Origin of the sequence: Streptomyces sp. NPDC058457, assembly GCF_042720695.1 — a bacterium.
In the GTDB taxonomy this organism is placed as follows: domain Bacteria; phylum Actinomycetota; class Actinomycetes; order Streptomycetales; family Streptomycetaceae; genus Streptomyces.
In genome coordinates this window covers 19791-33455 of sequence record NZ_JBHXLU010000071.1, presented here as the reverse complement: position 1 = coordinate 33455, position 13665 = coordinate 19791, and the positions used below count along the sequence as shown (strand labels likewise).

General features: G+C 71.8%; 12 protein-coding genes. 4 read left to right on the top strand and 8 right to left on the bottom strand.

The genetic code is table 11. From position 1 onward, the window contains the following. Positions 1-56 precede the first annotated feature (56 nt). The gene (locus tag ACFWPS_RS39015; protein WP_383714568.1) at positions 57-680 is read left to right on the top strand and encodes an RNA polymerase sigma factor; all 624 of its coding nucleotides are present in this window, start codon (positions 57-59) and stop codon (positions 678-680) included. Beyond that, positions 673-1677: a CU044_5270 family protein gene (locus tag ACFWPS_RS39010; RefSeq protein WP_383714566.1), complete on the top strand. Its 1005-nt coding sequence runs from the start codon at positions 673-675 to the stop codon at positions 1675-1677. Before ACFWPS_RS39015 ends, ACFWPS_RS39010 begins: the two co-directional genes overlap by 8 nt. A gap of 4 nt (positions 1678-1681) precedes the next feature. Here the strand turns inward: ACFWPS_RS39010 and ACFWPS_RS39005 are convergent, their stop codons facing one another. The 6 genes from ACFWPS_RS39005 to ACFWPS_RS38980 form a co-directional block, all read right to left on the bottom strand. Beyond that, positions 1682-2431 (bottom strand): endonuclease/exonuclease/phosphatase family protein, encoded by a 750-nt coding sequence (locus ACFWPS_RS39005; RefSeq protein WP_383714563.1) that lies wholly within the window; start codon positions 2429-2431, stop codon positions 1682-1684. A gap of 148 nt (positions 2432-2579) precedes the next feature. Further along, a complete protein-coding gene (locus ACFWPS_RS39000; RefSeq protein WP_217544645.1) occupies positions 2580-3533 on the bottom strand; it encodes an ROK family glucokinase in 954 nt (317 codons plus the stop codon). A 134-nt stretch (positions 3534-3667) separates the two neighbouring features. Next, complete coding sequence (locus tag ACFWPS_RS38995) at positions 3668-4129, bottom strand: DUF5304 domain-containing protein (RefSeq protein ID WP_383714560.1); 462 nt, start codon at positions 4127-4129, stop codon at positions 3668-3670. A 63-nt stretch (positions 4130-4192) separates the two neighbouring features. After that, positions 4193-5347, bottom strand: a complete 1155-nt coding sequence (locus ACFWPS_RS38990; protein ID WP_383714558.1) for an ArsA family ATPase — start codon at positions 5345-5347, stop codon at positions 4193-4195. Positions 5348-5618: 271 nt separating this feature from the next. Next, positions 5619-6062, bottom strand: coding sequence for an SRPBCC family protein (locus ACFWPS_RS38985; protein WP_383714555.1), 444 nt, complete (start codon positions 6060-6062; stop codon positions 5619-5621). A gap of 141 nt (positions 6063-6203) precedes the next feature. Further along, positions 6204-7001: a metallophosphoesterase gene (locus tag ACFWPS_RS38980; RefSeq protein WP_383714553.1), complete on the bottom strand. Its 798-nt coding sequence runs from the start codon at positions 6999-7001 to the stop codon at positions 6204-6206. 316 nt (positions 7002-7317) lie between these two features. Between ACFWPS_RS38980 and ACFWPS_RS38975 the strand changes: the two genes are divergently transcribed. Then, a complete protein-coding gene (locus ACFWPS_RS38975; RefSeq protein ID WP_383714550.1) occupies positions 7318-9114 on the top strand; it encodes an AMP-dependent synthetase/ligase in 1797 nt (598 codons plus the stop codon). Between the two features lie 19 nt (positions 9115-9133). On the opposite strand, the gene ACFWPS_RS38970 is transcribed toward ACFWPS_RS38975, so the two are convergent. Further along, positions 9134-10717 carry a GMC oxidoreductase gene (locus ACFWPS_RS38970; RefSeq protein WP_383714654.1) on the bottom strand — a complete coding sequence of 528 codons (1584 nt, stop codon included), beginning with the start codon at positions 10715-10717 and terminating at the stop codon, positions 9134-9136. Positions 10718-10874: 157 nt separating this feature from the next. Here ACFWPS_RS38970 and ACFWPS_RS38965 point away from each other — a divergent pair, with 157 nt between their 5' ends. Continuing rightward, a complete protein-coding gene (locus tag ACFWPS_RS38965; protein WP_383714548.1) occupies positions 10875-12344 on the top strand; it encodes a hypothetical protein in 1470 nt (489 codons plus the stop codon). A 102-nt stretch (positions 12345-12446) separates the two neighbouring features. Here the strand turns inward: ACFWPS_RS38965 and ACFWPS_RS38960 are convergent, their stop codons facing one another. After that, the gene (locus ACFWPS_RS38960; RefSeq protein WP_383714546.1) at positions 12447-13589 is read right to left on the bottom strand and encodes a glycosyltransferase family 4 protein; all 1143 of its coding nucleotides are present in this window, start codon (positions 13587-13589) and stop codon (positions 12447-12449) included. Between the last annotated feature and the right edge of the window lie 76 nt (positions 13590-13665).

Sequence of the window (13665 nt, the reverse complement as noted above, 5' to 3'; positions counted from 1 at the left end):
GGTGAACCACCGAGCCCGAGCCGCAGAGGCGTTCGGACGAACGGAAAGGAGCCGCGATGACCGTAGGACCACCGGGCACCGGTACCCGCGACGGGGATCGCGAGGACAGTGACGCCCGGGTGATCGCGCGGTCCCGGGACGAGCCCGAGCAGTTCGCCGTGCTCTTCGACCGGTACGCCGACTCCGTGCACCGTTACGCGGCCCGGCGGCTGGGTCCGGAGGCGGCGGAGGATCTGATGGCGGAGACCTTCGTCACCGCCTTCCAGCGACGCCACACGTACGACCTCCAACGAGCCGACGCCCGCCCGTGGCTGTTCGGCATCGCGACCAACCTCGTGGGCCGGCACCGCCGGGCCGAGGCACGCCGGTTCCGGGCGCTGTCCCGGCTGCCGGAGCCGGTGGAGCACGAGGAGCCGGTCGCGGACCGCGCGGTCGCCAGGGCCGGTGCCACGGGGGTGCGCCGGGAACTGGCGGCCGCGCTGGGCGGGTTGTCCGCCCGCCATCGCGACGTCGTACTGCTGGTGGCGTGGGCCGGCCTCGACTACGAGGAGGCCGCCGAGGCGCTCGACGTGCCGGTCGGCACCATCAGATCACGGCTGCACCGGGCCCGCGGCAGACTGCGCGAGGCACTGGGCGGAACCGATCCGACGGCTTTCCGGGAGGCGGACGCCCGTGCGTGACATCGACGAACTGCGTGAACTGGGGGACTTCGACATGGGGGCTCCCCCGCTCGACGACGAGACCAGGCACCGGGTGCGGGCCCGCCTGTACGCGGCGATGGACAGCACCGCTGTGCGCGTACGGCCCCGCCGTCCCGTTCTGCGCATCGCCGTGACGGCCGGGCTGGCCGCCGCGGTCGCCGCCGGCGTACTGGTCGCCGTACGGGACGACGACGGGACCCGCACGCACCGCGCGGCCGAGCCGCCGGCCACCAGCGCGCCCGCCATGCGGAACGTGAGCGCGCAGACGGTGCTCAAGGGGGCCGCCGCCTATGCACGCGCGCACGAGCGGACGGTCCGCCCGCGCGACGACCAGTTCATCTACACCAAGGAGATCATCAAGGAGACGAACCAGAAGACCGGTGCCACGAGGAGCTACACCGACGAGAACTGGCGCTCGGTGGACGGCTCCGGGCGGGGCTGGACGATGGAGATCGGCAAGGGCTGGTGGTCGCCGCCGCTGCAGAAGGGCGAGCACGTCTGGCCGCCGCAGGACTGGGGCACGCTGCGGAAGCTGCCGACCGACCCCGAGCAGCTGATCCTGTCGATCGCGAACGAGTTCGGCGGCCGGACGACCTCGCTCGACGACCTCGGCGACGAGGAGTGGTCGGAGATCCACTTCAGCCTCGCAGGGCTGCTGAAACTGGTCCCGGTGATGCCGGAGGGGCTGCGTCCGGCGGCGTACGAGGCGCTCGGCATGGTGCCGGGGGTGAAGGTGGTCCCGGACCAGAAGGACGCGAAGGGACGTACCGGGGTGGCCATCACGTACGACGACCCGACGCTTCCGAAGGGCTCGGCCGGCTTCGGCGGCTACTTCATCTTCGATCCCGTGACGTACGAGTTCCTCGGCTTCCGCGACGTGCGCACCTCGGGCGACGGCGCGGCCATGAAGACGTACACCCAGCTCTCGTATCTCGACAGCTGGGCCGTCGTGGACAAGGTGAAGCAGCGCCCGTAGACCGCTAGGAGACGGCGGGAACCCGGAGGGCGGCCAGGACCGGGAGATGGTCGGTGGCCGCCCTCAGATCCGTGTCGGTGAGGCCGGGAAGGCCGGTCGGTACCCCGCAGCCGAGCACCTCGATGCCCTTCGTCGCGAAGACGGCGTCGATGCGCTGGTGGGGGTCGGTGGACCAGGAGGTGAACTCGCCGCCCCAGGGAGCGGTGGTACGGCAGTCCTGGAAGGCGTCGGCGAGGCGGCGGAAGGTGCGGCCGTCGGGGCGGTCGTTGAGGTCTCCGCCGGCGATGGCGTGCTCCACGCCCATGCCGGCGACCCGGTCGAGGAGCAGGCCGCCCTGCTCGTAGCGCTCGTCCTGCTGGAGGCTGAGGTGGAAGCTGGTGACCCCTAGGCGGGCGCCGCCGAACCGGACGACGGCGGTCGCGAGGCCGCGGCGGTGCAGGCCGGGGGTGAGGGGGAGGAGGACGTCCTCGGTGCGCTCGACGGTGGCGCGCAGCGAGCAGAGGATCGCCGGGCCCGCTGCCGTCGCGCCTCCCGTGAGGATCACCAGGTCGGAGGCCAGGGCCAGCCGGGCAAGCTTCTTGCGCCAGCGGAAGAAACGGGGGGCTTCCTGGATCAGGACCAGGTCGGGGGCGCAGGCCCTGATGACGCGGGCGAGGGCGTCGGTGTCGTCCCGCATGGAGCGGATGTTGTAGCTGAGGACGCGGATGACGGCGGAACCGTCGGGCTCTGTCTGGGAGTTGGGGAGCGGCGCCATGTGGATCAATCTACGCGGTGAGAGGAGGCCGTGCGCCTATGGGGGTGGGGCGCGAGGTAGGTGGGCGACTACCGGTTGTGTGTGGCTTGTCGCGCAGTTCCCCGCGCCCCTGGGGGTTGCAGTTGCCGCGTCCCCAAAGTCCAGGGCGTTACATGATCGGGTCGGGCTCCCGGGCCAGGTCCGCGGCCCCGACCAGGCCCGCCTCGTTCCCCAGCTGGGCGGCGATGACGTCGGCGACCGGGCGCCAGTTGCCGCCTACCAGCCAGCGCTTGTAGGACTTGCGGATCGGGTCGAGGACCAGTTCGCCCTCGTCCGAGAGGCCGCCGCCGACGATGAACGCGGAGGGGTCGAAGAGGGAGGCCAGGTCGGCGAGGCCGGCGCCGGCCCAGCGGGCGAGCTCGCGGTAGGAGTCGACGGCGACCGGGTCGCCCTGCCGGGCGGCCATGGAGATGTGCTTGCCCTCGATGCCCTCGGGGGTGCCGTCACCGAGGCCGAGCAGGATCTCGGCGTGCTCGGGGGTGGCGTTGGCCCGCTGCTTGGCGTAGCGGACCAGGGCGCGGCCGGAGGCGTACTGCTCCCAGCAGCCCTGCGAGCCGCAGCCGCACAGCAGCCCGTCCGGGACCATCCGGATGTGCCCGAACTCGGCGGCCACGCCGAAGTGCCCGCGGCGCAGCTTGTTGCCGATGATGATGCCGCCGCCGAGGCCGGTGCCGAGCGTGATGCAGATGACGTTGCGGTGACCCTTGCCGGCGCCGAACTTGTACTCGCCCCAGGCGGCGGCGTTCGCGTCGTTCTCGACGACCACGGGGAGGCCGACGCGGGCCTCGACCTCCTCCTTCAACGGCTCCTGGCGCCAGTCGATGTTGGGCGCGAAGTAGACCGTGGAGCGCTGCCGGTTCACGTAACCGGCGGCGCCGATGCCCACGCCGACGATCTCGTGCCCGGCGCGCGCACCCTCTACGGCGGAAGCAATGGCGTCCACGATGCCCTCGGGCGTGCCCGGGGTCGGCACCTTGTGGGTCGAGAGGATGTTGCCTTCCTCATCGACCACGCCGGCCGCGATCTTCGTGCCGCCGATGTCGACGCCGATGGTGAGTCCCATGAATCCCTCAGTTTCGGTCGAGCCCCGCTACGGCCAACCGTACCCGAGGCCCTGCCGTCGGGTTCTCGTCGTCCGTCCGGTGAGCGGACCGGTCGGCGGTACGAGGCGCGGGACGGAGGGAATCGACGGGGCTGTCAGTCCAGGTCGATGCGTTCACCGGGGCCGGCGTCGTCGCCCGGGTCGTGCTTGCCGGAGGCCCAGCGGGTCTCCTGGGCCTGGACCGCGGAGCGGTAGGCGGCGAGGAGTTCACCGCCGGCCGCGGCCAGGTGGTCGAAGACGTCCGGGTTGCGCTCTATGACGGGCTCGACGGCGTTCTTCGCCTGCTGGACGACCTGCCGGACCACCTGCTGGGCGGCCGGTCCGGCGACCGCCCCGAGCAGTGGGGTCTGGAGGCCGGAGAGTTTGTCGGCGACGGCGTCGACGAGCTTGCGCAGTTCCTCGGCGGCCGACCCGGGCGGCGGGCCGTACTGGGCGCGGCGGCGGGCCTTCTCCGCCTGCAGGTCCTCGGCGCAGGCGGTGGCCCAGGCGTCGTCGTCCGTCGCCCGTACCTCGTCCGCGGCCTCGGAGGCGTCGGCTGCGGGGCGCTCTTCGCTCATGACGGACTCCTGACTACGGTTCGTCTCTACGACGTTACCCGAACGGGCGTACCGGTTTCACCGTCAGCGCGGCCACAGCTCCGGGTCCGGCGCGAAGCGCAGCCGCAGCTCGCCGTCGCGCAGTCCGGCCCCGGCGACGGTGCAGCGGCGCAGGGCCGACGGCAGGGCGACGATCCGGCGGAAGCCGCCCACGGTGATCACGACCTCGTCGCCGCGCCGGACGAGGTCCAGGCCGTCCCGTATCGCGCCGGGCAGCGGGATGTGCCAGACGAGGACGCCGTCCTCCTCGATCCGGTCGGCGACGGGCCACTCGACCGGGGCGGGCGCGGTGTTGACACCGGGCACGGCGAGCGCGGCGAGGTCGTCGGTGCCGCGCGGGTCGTGCCCCAGGTGGGCGACGGCCGTGACCTCGTACGCCTCTCCCCACTCCGCGAGGGTCTTGCGCTGCTGGGCGACGAGGGTGTGCAGGGGCGTGGCCTCGGGCAGCACTCGGTTGGCGACCAGGGTCGTGGCGGGCAGGCCGCGCAGGGCCAGGCCGAGGCGGGCGGTGCGGACGGCGTCGGCGCCGGCCGGGCCGGGTTCGGCGACCAGGCGTACGTCGGTGTCGCGGTCGGCGAGGACGGCCTCCACGGCGGCCAGCTCGACGTCCCAGCGGGCTGCCGTCTCGTACAGCCAGTCCGCGGGCATGGGCACGCCGGCCAGGCGGCCGAGGACCGGGCGCAGGGCGCGGGCCGCCTGCCGCTCGGGCGGGAGCAGGCGGCGCAGGTACCGGCGGAGTTCCTCGGGGAGGGCGAGCAGGGCGAGCGCCTGCGGGACGGGCGGGAGGTCCACGACGAGCAGCTCGTACCGCTCGGAGAGGGCGGCGTCGCGCAGGGCCCGGAGGAAGGACAGTTCCTCGGCGCCGGGCAGGGGGGTGAGCTCCTCGGCGTCCAGGCGGGAGGCGCCCAGCAGGTCGAGGACGTTGGCGGCGCGGGTCTGGAAGGCGGTGAGGTCCTCGCGGAAGCGGGCGGCGGCGTCGGGGCGCCAGGCGGTGAGGGTGGGGGTGACGCGGGTGGGCTCCGGTCCTGTCGCCACGCCCAGGGCGGCGCCGAGGGTGTCCGTGCGGTCGGCGCTGAGGACGAGGGCCGGGGTGCCCTCGCCTGCGGCGCGCAGGGCGGTGGCCGCGGCGACGGTCGTACGGCCGCTGCCGCCCGGGCCGGTGATCAGGATGGTGCGCATGAGGGTGAACCGTAACTGAAGCGGGCCCAGCTTGAAGGTGCCCGGCGCTGGGGGAGGGAGTTTCGCTTACCGGCGCTCGCAGGGTGCCTCCCCAGCCTTCGGCCGGGGGGACCCCCAGCGCCCACCCGTGCCGCCCCAGCGGCACGACTGCCCGCGGCTATGTGGGACGCGGCCGGACAGCGCCCCGAAAGGGGCGCGGGGAACTGCGCGACCAGCCACCGCGTACCCGCACCCGGGGCCCTACGCGTACCCCTACGGCGCGTCCCCTACCTCACTTCTCCCCCGACTCCACCCTCTTCTTCAGCCCTGCCAGCGCCCGGTCGATGATGACCTTCTCGGCCTTGCGCTTGATCATCCCGAGCATGGGGATCTTGACGTCCACGGTCAGCGAGTACGTGACCTCGGTCGCGCCCGCGCCCGCCGGCTTCAGCAGGTAGGACCCGTCCAGGGACCGCAGCATCTGGGACTTCACCAGCGTCCAGGAGACCTCGTTGTCGCCGGTCCACGTGTATCCGAGGACCTGGTCGTCCTTGATCGCGCCGGCGTCCATGACCAGGCGGACCTGCTCGGCACGGCCCCGGGCGTCGGTCTTCAGGACCTCCGCCTCCTTCACCTCGCCGGTCCAGTCCGGGTAACGGGCGAAGTCGGCGATCACCGCCATGACGTCGGCCGGGGCCGCCTCGATCGTGATGTTCGAGCTGGTGTGTTCCGCCATCGCCGTGGCTCCTCCAGATGCGGGCCGGTGGGACCGGTGGGACCAGAAAAAGGGGTCGCCGTGCGCGAGCGTGCGCACGCGTGTGCAGCGTGAAGGCTACCGCGCGTCCGACCAGCCGACTTCACCCCCTGTCCGGGGTCGTCACCATTCCAGCGCCCAGGGCCGTCCCGTGCCCGCGAAGTGCCCGACGTTCACGCACTCGGTGGCCCCGATCCGCATCCGCTTCACCAGCGGCTGGTGGACATGTCCGAAGAGCGAATACCGGGGGCGGGTGCGGCGGATGGCGTCCAGCAGGGCCCGGCTGCCCCGTTCGAAGCGGCGCGCGACGGTGTCGTACACCAACTCCGGTACCTCCGGCGGGATGTGCGTGCAGAGCACGTCGACCTCGCCGAGCGCCTCGATCTTCGCCGCGTACTCCTCGTCGGAGATCTCGTAGGGGGTGCGCATCGGGGTCCGCAGTCCACCGCCGACGAAGCCGAAGACCCACCCTCCGATCTCCACCCGCTCGCCGTCCAGCACCGTCGTGCCCGGCCCGGCGTACTCCCGCCACAGCGGCGGCATGTCGACGTTGCCGTACGTCGCGTACGTCGGTGCCGGGAACGCCGCGAACATCTCGGCGTACTGCTTGCGCACCGCCTTCTCGATCGCCGTCGCCCGGTCCATGCCGATCCCGCCCCACAGCCGGGCGCCGAGCTCCCGTGCCTCCTCGAAGCGGCGGGCGGTACGGAGTTCGACGAGCCGGTCGGCGTTCTCGACGCCGAACAGGTCGGGGAAGATGCCGCGGGAGTGGTCGGCGTAGTCGAGGAAGAGGACGAGGTCGCCGAGACAGATCAGGGCGTCGGCCCCGTCGCCGGCCCGGGCCAGGTCACGGGCGTTGCCGTGCACGTCGCTGACCACGTGGACGCGGGTCCTCGGGGTGCCGGTGGGTGTGGCTGCCATGGTGATCAAGGGTAGGCCTGTGCGGCAAACGTGAACAGGCGATGGCCGCACCAGCGGTTACTGGTCAGTCACTAAGGCCGTGGACTACCGTACGCGAAGGAACACCAACCTGTGTGACGCAGCGAACATCTCGTCGGACCCCCCTGTCGAAGAAGCCATACCGGCGGGTAACGTCCGGGCAGTCCAGTCGTGCTCAGGATTTCAACCAACGGATCTTCCAGCCCGTGGCGAAGCCCTGAGTACCTGCCCGAGCCTTGGACCGCACCGTCGCATCGCACAACGTCGTGGCGTCGGCGCCCTATGAGGAGCAGCAGTCTTGCGCGAGTTCAGCCTTCCGGCTTTGTACGAGGTCCCCGCGGACGGCAATCTGACCGACATCGTCCGCAGAAACGCCGCGCAGCATCCGGACGTCGCCGTCATGGCCCGCAAGGTCGGCGGTGTCTGGCAGGACGTGACCGCGACCGCCTTCCTGGCCGAGGTGCACGCGGCCGCGAAGGGCCTCATCGCCTCCGGCATCCAGCCGGGCGACCGGGTCGGCCTGATGTCCCGCACCCGCTACGAGTGGACGCTCCTCGACTTCGCGATCTGGAGCGCCGGCGCGGTCACCGTGCCGGTGTACGAGACCAGCTCGCCGGAGCAGGTGCAGTGGATCCTCAGCGACTCCGGCGCGACCGCCTGCATCGTGGAACTCGACAACCACACGGCCGCCGTCGAGTCGGTGCGCGAGACGCTGCCCGCCCTCAAGCACGTCTGGCAGATCGAGGCCGGCGCCCTGGAGGAGCTCGGCAGACTCGGCCAGGGCGTCACCGACGCCACCGTCGACGCGCGCAGCTCGCAGGCGAAGGCGGACGACCCGGCGACCATCGTCTACACGAGCGGTACCACCGGGCGCCCCAAGGGCTGCGTGCTCACCCACCGCGCCTTCTTCGCCGAGTGCGGGAACATCGTGGAGCGCCTGCGCCCCCTGTTCCGCACCGGTGAGTGTTCGGTCCTCCTCTTCCTCCCGCTCGCGCACGTCTTCGGCCGGCTCGTCCAGATCGCCCCGATGATGGCGCCGATCAAGCTGGGCTGCGTCCCGGACATCAAGAACCTCACCGACGAGCTGGCCGCCTTCCGGCCGACGCTGATCCTCGGCGTCCCGCGCGTCTTCGAGAAGGTCTACAACTCGGCGCGCGCCAAGGCGCAGGCGGACGGCAAGGGCAAGATCTTCGACAAGGCCGCGGACACCGCGATCGCGTACAGCAAGGCGCTGGGCACCCCGTCCGGCCCGGCCCTCGGCCTGAAGATCAAGCACAAGACCTTCGACAAGCTCGTCTACAGCAAGCTGCGCGCGGTGCTCGGCGGCAAGGGCGAATACGCGATTTCCGGCGGCGCCCCCCTTGGCGAGCGCCTGGGCCACTTCTTCCGCGGCATCGGCTTCACGGTCCTGGAGGGCTACGGCCTGACCGAGTCCTGTGCGGCGACCGCGTTCAACCCCTGGGACCGGCAGAAGATCGGCACGGTCGGGCAGCCGCTGCCCGGCTCGGTCATCCGCATCGCGGACGACGGGGAGGTGCTGCTGCACGGCGAGCACCTGTTCAAGGAGTACTGGAACAACCCGGCCGCGACCGCCGAGGCACTGGCCGACGGCTGGTTCCACACCGGGGACATCGGCACCCTGGACGAGGACGGCTACCTCAGGATCACCGGCCGCAAGAAGGAGATCATCGTCACCGCGGGCGGCAAGAACGTCGCCCCGGCCGTGATCGAGGACCGCATCCGCGCGCACGCGCTGGTCGCGGAGTGCATGGTGGTGGGCGACGGGCGGCCGTTCGTGGGCGCGCTGGTCACCATCGACGACGAGTTCCTGGGCCGCTGGGCGGCCGACCACGGCAAACCGGCGGGCTCCACCGCGGCGTCGCTGCGTGACGACCCGGATCTGATCGCGGCGATCCAGGCCGCTGTCGACGACGGCAACGCCGCGGTGTCGAAGGCGGAATCGGTGCGGAAGTTCCGCATTCTGTCCTCCCAGTTCTCGGAGGAGTCGGGCCACCTGACGCCGTCCCTGAAGCTCAAGCGCAACGTGGTGGCGAAGGACTACGCGGACGAGATCGAGGCCATCTACCAGAAGTAGAGGGCTACTCGGGGGTTGCTCAGAAGTCCTCGGCGAGAACCCGTTCCATCGTCCGCTCGGCGAGCGCGGTGATGGTGACGAACGGGTTCACGCCGATGTTCCCCGGCACCAGCGAGCCGTCCGTGACGTACAGCTTGGAGTACCCCTTCACCCTCCCGTAGTCGTCGGTCGCCTGCCCCAGTACGCAGCCGCCCAGCGGGTGGTAGCAGAAGTCGTCCGCGAACACCTTGCTGGACGTGCCGAACAGGTCGTACCGGTAGATCGTGGCGTTGGCCGTGTTGATCCGGTCGAACAGTTTCTTGGCCATGGCGACCGAGACCGCGCTCTGGGCCGCGGTCCAGCCCAGCTTCACCCCGCCGCTCGCGGAGTCGTAGGTGAAGGACGCCCGTTGCGGGTTCTTGGTGATCGCCAGGTAGAGGCTCACCCAGGTCTCGAACCCGATGGGCAGCGGGGCGATCTCGGCGAAGACCGGGTTGTCGGTGTTGGCCCAGTCGTCGATGCCCATGACCGGCATGGTCGCCTGGTTGGCGCCGGTGGTGTCCCAGATGTGGTTGGCGCGCCCGAGCATGGTGTTGCCGTTGGTGCTCCAGCCGCCCCCCACACTGGAGTTGAGCGCGGGCAGCGCCCCGGTGTCCCGGGCCCGGACGAGCAGCTCCGTGGTCCCCAGGCTCCCACCCCCCAGGAACAGGTAGGTACAGCTGTACTGCTTGCTCTCGACGACGGTCCCGCTCGTGTCGATCCGGTCGACGCTGAGCACGTACGACCCGTCGCTCGCCCGCGTGACGGCCTTGACCTTCTCCAGCGTGTGGATGGTGACGTTGCCGGTGCCGAGGGCGGCGGCGAGGTAGGTCTTGTCGAGGCTCTTCTTGCCGTAGTTGTTGCCGTAGATGACCTCCTGGGCGAGCGCGGACTTGGTGGCGGTGCCGGCGGCCTCCTGCTCCATGTAGCCGAAGTCGTAGACGTTCGGTACGAAGGTGGTCTTGAGCCCGGTGTTGGCGGCGGCCTTCCGGGACGTCCGGGTGAACTGGTACCACTCGGTCGACTCGAACCAGTTGGAGTCGATGGTGTTGACGCCCAGCATGGTGCGGGCGCGCGGGAAGTACGTGTTGTACATCGCGCTCGCGTCCACGGTCGGGAACTGCTCGGCGAAGTACGACTGGAGCGGGGTGACCGCCATCCCCCCGTTGACCAGCGACCCGCCTCCGACACCGCGCCCCACGTACACGGACATGTTGTCGTAGTGCACCCGGTCGAGCACTCCCGCGTAGGAGGCGATGTCCTTGTTGACGACGTCCAGCCAGAGGAAGGTGGCGAGCGGGGCCTCGGTGCGGGTCTTGAACCACATGGACCGCTTGTCCGGGGCGGCGGTGGAACAGAAGATCTTGCCGTCGGAGCCGGCCGTGTTCCACAGCTGGCCCATCTCGATCATGACGGTCCGGATCCCGGCCTGTCCGAGCCGGAGCGCGGCCACGGCCCCGCCGTAGCCGGAACCGACCACGATGGCCGGGGCGTTGGTGACGTCGGCCGCCTCCTCGGCGGCCTGCGCCGACTGGAGACCGACACGGGTGAGACCGGCCGCGGCGGCGGTCTGGAGGGCGATCATGCCCAGGATGTGACGTCTGGTCAGCTGACGCTGCATCAGTTTTGCTGTCATGCGCGCAGCATGTGCGGATTTTCCGGTTCCGCCTAGGCCTGCGGCAGAGTTGGTCCGAGCGTTTGGAACAGACTTTTCCCGGTCGGTGGAGGGGAAGCACCGCAAAATGAAGGAAGCCTGGCTACGAGGCGTCGCGGCGAACCCGGCGGCCCCGCCCGACGCCCTGCTCCGCCTGCTGGACCCGGCGGCGGGGACGGCCTGGGAGATGCTGTGCGAGCAACGCGCGCTGCCCGCGGAGGTCGTGGACGCGGTGATCGCACATCCGGACCCGAAAGTCCGCAGGATGTTCGCCCGCAACCCGCACGCGAACCCCGCCGACCGCGGCCGGCTGGCCACCGACCCCGACGCCAGGGTCCGCGCCTTCCTGGCCGGCGGCCCCCGCCTGCGACAGCACCCGCGCCGGCCGCTTCCGGACGACGTCATCGTGACCCTGCTGACCGCGCGGGACGAGGACTTCGAGCCCGGTCAGCTCGTCTCGACGGCAGAGGTCGCCCAGGAGCTCGTGGCGTCCGGCCAGCTCCCGGCGTCCTTCCGGCACCGGGCGGTCCGCCATGAGAACCCCGCGGTGCGTGTCCACGGCGCGTACCACTGGCTCTGGCTCGGCCCCGCACAGCGCGACGCCCTCCTCGCCGATTCCGACCCCACCGTGCGCGAAGCCGCCCGCGAGAGCGACCGGAAGCTGGACCCGGCGGCCATGGAGGCCGAACTCCCCGAACCGGACTGCCACCAACGCCACCTCATGCTCGGCGAGTACGCCGTCTCCCGCGCCGTGGTCGAACGCTGTCTCGCCGAGAACCGCAACCTCTACTCCCTCGCCCGCAACCGCCACACCCCCGCCGACGCGGTGGCCCGTCTGGCCCGCGACCCCGACCCCGAGGTCCGCGAACGGGTGGCCGCGAGGGCCGATCTCACCCCCGCCCTGCTGGCGGAGCTCTCCGAGGACCCGGTGCCCCTGGTACGCACCCGGGCCCTGCTCCAGCCGCTCCCCCGCACCTGGGGACAGCGCGCCGCCGTCGACCAGGTCATCGGCCGCACCGCCGAGGAGATCGGCCGGCTCCCCGAGATGCTCACCGAGCCCGATCCGGGCTGGTACACGGAGTGCGCCGGCTCGGCCCATCCGCTGCTGCGCCGCCTGGCCGCGACCCACGCCGGGCTCCCCGAGCCCCTGGCCCGCCGACTGGCCGAGGACCCGGACCCCGAGGTCCGCCGCCTCCTGGCCCTCAACCACCCGCTCGCGCCCCCGGCAACGCTCCTGGAGGCCTTCCTCGCGGCCCCACGCCAACGCCCGTACCTGCTCGCCCTCCCGCACTTCCCCCGCACGGGCCTGGCCCACCTGCTGAACCACGAGGACCCCGAGGTACGGGCCGTGGCGGCGGCCGACCCGAGCCTGGACCACCCACCGGCGGCCTCGCTGACCGACCCCGACCAGAGGGTCCGCAGAGCGGCGGCGGCCAATCCCCTGATCCCGCCGTACCTGGACGACCCGGACCTGGCGGAGGGCGCGGCAGCCAACTCACGACTGACCCCGGAGCAGTTGCACAACCTGCTCGATCAATGTGACTTGCCGCCCCTGTAGCGCCCGTTTTTGGGGGGCGCGGGGCTGTGTTTGATATGCGGCTGCCGCCGCGTGGGCGCGATCAACCCCCACCGGCTGGCGGCCGAACGACGACCCGGCCCTCTACAGCAACGCCTTCAGCCGCTCCGCAAGGAGATCCCACCGCCACTTCTCCTCGACCCACCGCCGCCCGCGCTCCCCCATCCGCTGACGCAGTTCGGAGTCTCCCAAGAGCGCCACGATGCGCTCGGCGGCCTCCTCCGGGGAGCCGCCCCGCACCACCCACCCGGTCTCCCCGTCGAGGACCGCGTCCGGCGCACCCCCCGAATCCCCCGCCACCACCGGCAGCCCGGTCGCCGAGGCCTCCAGGTACACGATCCCGAGCCCCTCCACGTCCAGCCCGCCCCGCCGGGTCCGGCACGGCATGGCGAACACGTCACCCGCGCCGAAGTGCGCGGGCAGCTCGGCCCACGGCACCGCCCCCGTGAACCGCACCGACGCCTCGACCCCGGTCTCCCGCACCAGCCGCCGCAGCTCCTTCTCGTACGGCCCGCCGCCCACGATCAGCAGCACCGCGTCCGGCTCGGCGGCCAGGATCAGCGGCATCGCGAGGATCAGCGTGTCCTGCCCCTTGCGCGGCACCAGCCGCGACACGCACACGACCACCGGCCGCTCGCTCAGCCCCAGCCGCGCCCGCACCTCGGCGCCCCCGGAACCGGGATGGAAGGTCTTCTCGTCCACCCCCGGCGGCAACTGCACCATCCGCCCCGCCGCCCCGGCGCTCAGCGCGGTCGCGATCCGGGACCGCGTGTACTCGCCGAGATAGGTGATCGTGTCGGTCGCGTCCCCGATCCGCCCGAGCAGCTGCCGGGCCGCGGGCAGCTGCGCCCAGCCGGCCTCGTGCCCGTGGGTCGTGGCGACCAGCCGCTCCGCCCCGGCCTTCCGCAGCGCCGGCGCCATCAGCCCGAGCGGAGCCGCCGCCCCGAACCACACGGACGTACACCCGTGCTCCCGCAGCAGCCCGACCGCCGTCCGGGTCGCCCCGGGCGTCGGCAGCAGCATCGTCGTACGGTCGCGTACGACGGTGAAGGGCTGCTCCGCGTCGAACGCGGCGGTGGCCTCGGCGCCCTCCCGGCCCCGCTTCCACGTGGACGCGTAGACGACGAGCCGCTCCGGGTCCAGCCGCAGGGCCATGTTGTGCAGGAACGCCTGGATGCCGCCCGGCCGGGGCGGGAAGTCATTGGTCACGACGAGGGTCTTGTCCATCGGCGCCGACCCTACCTGCACAGTGTGTTCGGCCGTGCTTCATGGCCCCCGCACAGGACGCCGGGAGATCATGTGG

Bases quoted from the DNA above. Each gene is read 5' to 3' on its own strand.
- ACFWPS_RS39015 (WP_383714568.1), top strand. From the start codon at position 57: ATGACCGTAGGACCACCGGGCACCGGTACCCGCGACGGGGATCGCGAG.
- ACFWPS_RS39005 (WP_383714563.1), bottom strand. From the start codon at position 2,431: ATGGCGCCGCTCCCCAACTCCCAGACAGAGCCCGACGGTTCCGCCGTC.
- ACFWPS_RS39000 (WP_217544645.1), bottom strand. From the start codon at position 3,533: ATGGGACTCACCATCGGCGTCGACATCGGCGGCACGAAGATCGCGGCC.
- ACFWPS_RS38995 (WP_383714560.1), bottom strand. From the start codon at position 4,129: ATGAGCGAAGAGCGCCCCGCAGCCGACGCCTCCGAGGCCGCGGACGAG.
- ACFWPS_RS38990 (WP_383714558.1), bottom strand. From the start codon at position 5,347: ATGCGCACCATCCTGATCACCGGCCCGGGCGGCAGCGGCCGTACGACC.
- ACFWPS_RS38985 (WP_383714555.1), bottom strand. From the start codon at position 6,062: ATGGCGGAACACACCAGCTCGAACATCACGATCGAGGCGGCCCCGGCC.
- ACFWPS_RS38980 (WP_383714553.1), bottom strand. From the start codon at position 7,001: ATGGCAGCCACACCCACCGGCACCCCGAGGACCCGCGTCCACGTGGTC.
- ACFWPS_RS38970 (WP_383714654.1), bottom strand. From the start codon at position 10,717: ATGATCGCCCTCCAGACCGCCGCCGCGGCCGGTCTCACCCGTGTCGGT.
- ACFWPS_RS38965 (WP_383714548.1), top strand. From the start codon at position 10,875: ATGAAGGAAGCCTGGCTACGAGGCGTCGCGGCGAACCCGGCGGCCCCG.
- ACFWPS_RS38960 (WP_383714546.1), bottom strand. From the start codon at position 13,589: ATGGACAAGACCCTCGTCGTGACCAATGACTTCCCGCCCCGGCCGGGC.